Origin of the sequence: Janthinobacterium sp. (assembly GCF_031995485.1) — a bacterium.
Classification (GTDB): Bacteria; Pseudomonadota; Gammaproteobacteria; order Burkholderiales; family Burkholderiaceae_D; genus Janthinobacterium.
In genome coordinates, this window is sequence record NZ_DAMAGB010000013.1 from 87,942 (window position 1) to 94,249 (window position 6,308).

Consider the following 6,308-nt stretch of genomic DNA (forward strand, 5'->3'; position numbering starts at 1 on the left):
TTATGTCCTTATCCTGGGATGATGAAACCACGCCGGCAGCCGTGCCGCGTCCGGCGCAGCAGGCGCCACTGGGCAATACCGGATTGAATCTGCCGGCCGGCGCCGAGCCGTCCGAAGCGAACGCCGAGCAGGTGGCGCGCCGCGTCAACGCCGATGACAAGCGCATCATCAACGGCAAGACCGACGTCAACCAGCTGGTGCCGTTCAAGTACAAATGGGCGTGGGACAAATACCTGGCCGGCTGCGCCAACCACTGGATGCCGCAGGAAGTGAACATGCAGCGCGATATCGAGCTGTGGAAAAACCCGAACGGCCTGACGGAAGACGAACGCCGCCTGGTCAAGCGCAACCTGGGTTTCTTCGTGACCGCCGACTCGCTGGCCGCCAACAACATCGTACTGGGCACCTACCGCCATATCACCGCGCCGGAATGCCGCCAGTACCTGCTGCGCCAAGCGTTCGAGGAAGCGATCCACACGCACGCCTACCAGTACATCGTCGAATCGCTGGGCCTGGACGAAGCCGAGATCTTCAACGCCTACAACGAAGTCAAGTCGATCCGCGACAAGGATGAATTCCTGATCCCGTTCATCGACATGCTGACCGACCCGACGTTTACCACCGGTACCACGGAAAACGACCAGAAGCTGCTCAAGTCCCTGATCGTGTTCGCCTGCCTGATGGAAGGCCTGTTCTTCTACGTCGGCTTCACGCAGATCCTGGCGCTGGGGCGCCAGAACAAGATGATGGGCGCTGCCGAGCAGTACCAGTACATCCTGCGCGACGAATCGATGCACTGCAACTTCGGTATCGACCTGATCAACACGATCAAGATGGAAAACCCGCAGCTGTGGACGGCCGAATTCCGCGAAGAGATCAAGGCGCTGTTCCTGCGCGCGGTCGATCTGGAATACGCCTACGCCGAAGACACCATGCCACGCGGCGTGCTGGGCCTGAACGCGCCGATGTTCAAGGGCTACCTGCGCTTTATCGCCAACCGCCGTGCCCAGCAGATCGGCATCGAGCCGCTGTTCGCGCAGGAAGAAAATCCGTTCCCGTGGATGAGCGAAATGATCGACATGAAGAAGGAACGCAATTTCTTCGAAACGCGCGTGACGGAATACCAGACCGGTGGCGCGCTGAACTGGGAATAAGCAGCCGCTGCATGAAAAAACCCCGCCAGCTGGAATCGAGCTGGCGGGGTTTTTTTATGGGTACAGCGAACTGTTACTGCAAGCCGCCGGCGCTGACGAAGTGCTGGCGCGCAAAGGCCAGCAGCTGCGCGTCGGACGGATGGTCGACTGTTTCCACGGCCTTGATCTTGTCGGCGACAGCCGGCACGTTGGCGGTCAGGTGCTTGGCAAATGCGTTCTTCTCGCCGGCCGGGCCGACCACCAGGATTTGCTGGCTGTCTTTCAGCGCCTCGGCGATATCGTTGTAGAAGCGCGTGTTGTCGTCTTCATTGGCATGGCTGTCGCCATGCTTGACGTGTGGGTGCGGATGCGTCGAGTGCGTTTTCAGCGACTCGGATTCGGACGCGTCCTTGTCGAAATGGATGACATGGGCTTTGACATGGTCGAGCCAGACGACGGCGTTATTGAATGACATGGGATACTTTCGTGGGGAATGCGTGAGGACGCATGAGCGCCGCGGGGAGAAGCATGTCGCCCGGACGCATCCGGGCGATTCGGCAACATACCCATCGTAGGCGCATGGCGGTCCTTGATCGGTGCGGTACCACACGCAGGCCTGGCTGGGTCGGATCAAGCCACCGTCAGCACCAGCTTGCCCTGGAGATTGCCGCGCGCCGCCCGTTCGTGCGCCTGGCGCGCCTCGGCCAGCGGGTAGGTGCTGTCGATCACCACGCGGATGGTGCCATCATCAAGCAGCCCCGCCAGTTGCGCCAGCTGCGCGCCGCTGGAACGTACCTGGGTCGAGGACACCGTGACACCGCGCTGCGCCGCTTCGTCAAACCCGTCGAACCCCAGCGGGAAGATCGGGAACAGGGCGCCGCCGCGTTTGAGCGTGCGCAGGAAGCGGCCGGAGGCGGGGCCGCCGACCGCATCGATCACCAGATCGGCGTCGCGCACCAGTTCCTCGGGAACCTCTTGCGTGTAGTCGATGAACCGGTCCACGCCCAGCTCGCGCAGCAGCGCCTCATGCCGGCCGGAGGCGACCGCGATCACGCGCGCGCCCTGCCATTTGGCGATCTGTACCAGCAAGTGGCCGACGCCGCCTGCGGCGCCGTTCACCAGCACGGTCTTGTCCTTGAGCGGCACCGGCACATGTTGCTGCGGCTGCAGCGGATTCGGTGCATCGTGCCCCAGCGCGATCAGGAACTGCCAGGCGGTCAGCAGCGACATCGGCGCCCCCGCCGCATGCACATGGCCGATGCCGGCCGGCTTGCGCGCCAGGTCAGTCGCCGGCACGCTCACATATTCGGCATAGGCCCGGCTGTCACCGGCCAGCCCGTCGGGAAAGCGCACCATCGCATACACTTCGTCGCCCACCGCAAAATGGGTCACATCGTCTGCCAGCGCCTCGACCACGCCCGATATGTCCGTGCCCAGGATGACAGGAAACGCTACCTGCGGCTGCCATTCGGGCGGCAGCATCTTGTAGCCGTCGCGCAGATACCAGTCGGGCGGATTGATGCCGGCCGCGTGCACGCGCACCAGCACTTCGCCGGCTTTCAGTTCAGGCACCGGCGCCTCTTCGTAACGCAGTACTTCGGGTCCGCCGAACTGGTGCTGGCGTATCGCTTTCATGTGCTTGCTGGTCATTGCGTTCCCTTTCCACAGGATGGATAATCACGAACGGAGCAATGCTCCAAATAAAAGGAGCGATGCTCCGTTTGATTTAAAATATACGGAGCAATGCTCCGATTGTCAAGGCCATGCATGCGAGCTGACGCACAGAAAAACTACGATCATTTGCTGGAAACGGGGCGCGAGGTGGTCGCGGAGCAGGGCGCCGAGGCTTCGATGCGTGAAGTGGCGCGCCGGGCGGGGGTTGGCATCGGCACCTTATACCGCCACTTTCCCACGCGCGAGGCGCTGCTCGAAGCCTTGCTGCGCGAGAGTTTTGATGCGTTGACGGCCAAGGCGGGAGCGTTCGAAGCGTTGGCATCAAGCGGCGATGCGCTGGTGTCGTGGCTGCGCGAGATGGTCGCGCTGACGCACAGTCATCGCGGCGTGATTGCGGCGATGACGGCTGCCATTGCCGAACCGGATTCGGCGCTGCATGCGTCGTGCGTATCGATGCGCGCCTCGGGCGCGCATTTGCTGGCACGCGCGCAGGCGGATGGCGAAGCGCGGACGGATATCGATGGCACCGATCTGCTGGCGCTGGTCAGCGCGCTGGCGTGGCTCAACGACCAGCCGCCGTTCGCCGCGCGCGTGGACCGGCTGTTCGGCATCATTGCCAGCGCCATCCTGGTGCAGCCACCCCGCACCTGACAGCTGCCTGGTTTACCCCGGCAGCGGCGCCGCCGGCATGCGCTTGCCACGTTGCGCCGTCACCGAGCTGCCGACCGAAGCCGCCACGATCAGCGCGATGGCCAGCCATTGCATGGCGTCCAGGTATTCATCGAGCAGCACCAGCGCCAGCAGCGCCGCCACCGCCGGCTCCATACTGACCATGATGCCGAACGCCTGTGGCGGCAGGCGTTTGAGGGCTACCATCTCGAGCGAGATCGGAATCGCGCTCGAGACCAGGGCGATGCCCAGGCCCGCCGCCAGTACCACGGGCGACAGCAGGGCGCTGCCCGCATGCGCCACGCCGACTGGCACGACCACCATTGCGGCGGCAAGCAGGCCCAGCGATACGGACTGGCCCGCATGCAGATGGCTGGCGCGCTTGCCGAAGAGGATGTAGGTAGCCCAGAAGACCGCAGCGGCCAGCGCGAACAGCACGCCGGTGGGATCGAGCGCGCTCATGTCGTGACCCAGCGGCAGCAGCAGCGCCAGACCCGCAGCGGCCAGCAATACCCAGACGAAGTCGAACGGGCGGCGCGAAGAAAGCAGGGCGACGGCCAGCGGTCCGGCAAATTCGATCGCTACCGCGATGCCGAACGGGATGGTGCGCAAGGCGAGGTAGAACGACAGGTTGGTCGCCCCCAGCGCGGCGCCGTACAGCGCCACGGCGCGCGCATCGGCGCGGCTCAATGACCAGCGCCACGGACGCCAGAATAGCAGCAGCAACAGCGCGGAAAAACCGACCCGCACGGCGGTGGTGCCCTGCGCTCCGACCAGGGGAAACAGGGTGTGCTTGGCCCACGACGTACCGATGCCGAGGCAGGTGACGGCACCCAGGATGGCCAGTAGCGGGATGAAGGAGGCATGGCGCGACAGATTCATGGCAGGTTCGATGACAGTGGAGGTGGTGAAATTTTATGGTGTGTGGCCTGTTATTTGCACTGCATTTGCCGCATGATCACGCAACTTTCGCTCGCCGCCACTATCATGACACTCGATCCTTTTGACCTCGCCATCCTCGATATCCTTCAACGCGACAGCACGACCTCGCAGCGGCAGATCGCGCAAGCCGTGCATCTGTCGGCGCCGGCCGTGCAGCGCCGCATCCGGCGCTTGCGCGACAGCGGCGTGATCCGCGCGCAGGTGGCTGTGCTTGATGCCAACCTGCTGGGCCGGCCCCTGACCTTGATCGTGGAAGTGTATTTGCATGACGAGCACCCGCGCCACACGCTGGCCATGCGCGAGCGCTTCCTGGCCGAAGCGGCGGTGCAGCAGTGCTATCCGATTACCGGCGAAGCGGACTATCTGCTGGTACTCACCGCCACCAACATGGCGGAGTATGAAGTGCTCAGTGCCAGGCTGTTTGGTGGCGACGACAATATCCGGCGCTTTCGCACCTCGGTGGTAATGGGCTGCCTGAAGGCCGGCTTGCAGGTGCCGCTGTAACGGCGTGCATGAAGGGTAATATGATCGCGTTCTGCCGTCAGTGGCCAGCCCATTTCCGGTGGCCGCGCCGTTCGTTTTTTGCGCGCTGACGAAAGCGGTGGCGCGAAAAAAACCACCAGCGCAGACTGCACGAAACGGTGCCTCGCGGGCCTGTAAAAATCCTGCTTAACGCCTGAAAAAACCGTATTGCCGGTATCGCGGAAGACGATGGAAAAATGCGTCGAAGATCACGCGTGTCCGGGTAAAACCGGCGTTTGGCACAGGTTTGTGCGTTAGCGCGCCTATCCCTTCAAAAAAGCCCTTTAAAACGTATCGTGCCGGTTGCGCATCGACAAGGTTTTCGTGTACTTTAGGAGATTGGAAATGCGAGTGGTAGTATGCGGGGTTTTTTGACCAGCGCGACGCCGAAAAAAGCTCGCAAAACAGGGATACAGATTTACACGGATATGCACAAAACCACACCGTTTTCGTCTGCCGCCGTGCCCGAATTTTTTCAGGCATGGCGGTTTTTTATTTGACGATACGCAGTGGTGGAGAACGCGATGCGAGGAGCGGAACAAACGCACGGCATCGAAAACGACACACCCGAATTCAGACTTTGCCACCAGCTGCGAGATAAAGCAGGGTGGCACCGACGATGGCTGAAGTGCTGCAAACGTGAGGAGTTGCAGCAGTTCAGCTGGTGCCGAATTCATTAGCGCAAACGACCGTTTGTGCCGATGAATAATTCGCCTGGCCCATCCCTGTGGTGGGTTGGACGGGTTTAAATCTTGTAGCTTAAATTTCTCATCTCAGATGAAGGAGAGACAAATGGCAACAGCCGCTAAGAAATCAGAAGTAAAGAAACCAGCCGCCAAAGCTGCTCCTGCCGCGAAGACGCCGGCAGCCGCAGCCAAACCGGTTGCCGCCAAACCAGCAGCCAAAGCTGCAGCAAAACCAGCAGCCAAGCCAGTAGCCAAAGCGGCAGCAAAACCTGATGCCAAGCCAGCAGCGAAAGCAGCCGCCAAGCCAGCGGCCAAGGCCGTGGCAAAACCTGCGGCCAAAGCAGCAGCCAAGCCAGCAGCCAAGCCGGCAGCCAAAGCAGCCGCCAAGCCTGCAGCAAAAGCAGCCGCCAAGCCAGCAGCAAAAGCCGCAGCGAAACCTGCCGCCAAGCCGGCAGCAAAGGCAGTAGCCAAGCCGGCAGCAAAAGCCGCGGCGAAACCTGCAGCAAAAGCGGCAGCAAAACCTGCCGCCAAGCCAGCAGCGAAAGCTGCAGCAAAACCTGCCGCCAAGCCAGCAACAAAAGCAGCAGCCAAGCCAGCAACAAAAGCAGCAGCCAAGCCAGCAGCAAAAGCCGCGGCGAAACCTGCAGCCAAGCCAGCGGCCAAAGCAGCAGCCAAGCCGGCA

The 6,308-nt window shown here is 62.2% G+C and carries 7 protein-coding genes; 3 read left to right on the forward strand and 4 right to left on the reverse strand.

The genetic code is table 11. The annotated features are described in order from the left end of the window. Positions 1-2 precede the first annotated feature (2 nt). Positions 3-1,154: a ribonucleotide-diphosphate reductase subunit beta gene (locus RTQ46_RS10670; protein WP_312436451.1), complete on the forward strand. Its 1,152-nt coding sequence runs from the start codon at positions 3-5 to the stop codon at positions 1,152-1,154. A 73-nt stretch (positions 1,155-1,227) separates the two neighbouring features. Here the strand turns inward: RTQ46_RS10670 and RTQ46_RS10675 are convergent, their stop codons facing one another. Together RTQ46_RS10675 and RTQ46_RS10680 are read right to left on the reverse strand one after the other, a co-directional pair. Further along, complete coding sequence (locus RTQ46_RS10675) at positions 1,228-1,608, reverse strand: translational machinery protein (protein WP_312436453.1); 381 nt, start codon at positions 1,606-1,608, stop codon at positions 1,228-1,230. Positions 1,609-1,763: 155 nt separating this feature from the next. Then, positions 1,764-2,783, reverse strand: coding sequence for an NADP-dependent oxidoreductase (locus RTQ46_RS10680; protein ID WP_312436454.1), 1,020 nt, complete (start codon positions 2,781-2,783; stop codon positions 1,764-1,766). Positions 2,784-2,900: 117 nt separating this feature from the next. On the opposite strand from RTQ46_RS10680, the gene RTQ46_RS10685 reads away from it, so the two are divergent. Continuing rightward, positions 2,901-3,458, forward strand: a complete 558-nt coding sequence (locus tag RTQ46_RS10685) for a helix-turn-helix domain-containing protein (protein ID WP_312436456.1) — start codon at positions 2,901-2,903, stop codon at positions 3,456-3,458. A gap of 12 nt (positions 3,459-3,470) precedes the next feature. On the opposite strand, the gene RTQ46_RS10690 is transcribed toward RTQ46_RS10685, so the two are convergent. Beyond that, a complete protein-coding gene (locus tag RTQ46_RS10690) occupies positions 3,471-4,358 on the reverse strand; it encodes an EamA family transporter (RefSeq protein ID WP_312436458.1) in 888 nt (295 codons plus the stop codon). Between the two features lie 105 nt (positions 4,359-4,463). Between RTQ46_RS10690 and RTQ46_RS10695 the strand changes: the two genes are divergently transcribed. Next, a complete protein-coding gene (locus RTQ46_RS10695) occupies positions 4,464-4,922 on the forward strand; it encodes an Lrp/AsnC family transcriptional regulator (RefSeq protein ID WP_312436459.1) in 459 nt (152 codons plus the stop codon). 791 nt (positions 4,923-5,713) lie between these two features. Here the strand turns inward: RTQ46_RS10695 and RTQ46_RS10700 are convergent. Further along, positions 5,714-6,308 (reverse strand): hypothetical protein (locus RTQ46_RS10700; protein WP_312436460.1); only part of this gene is annotated, 595 nt, incomplete at its 5' end.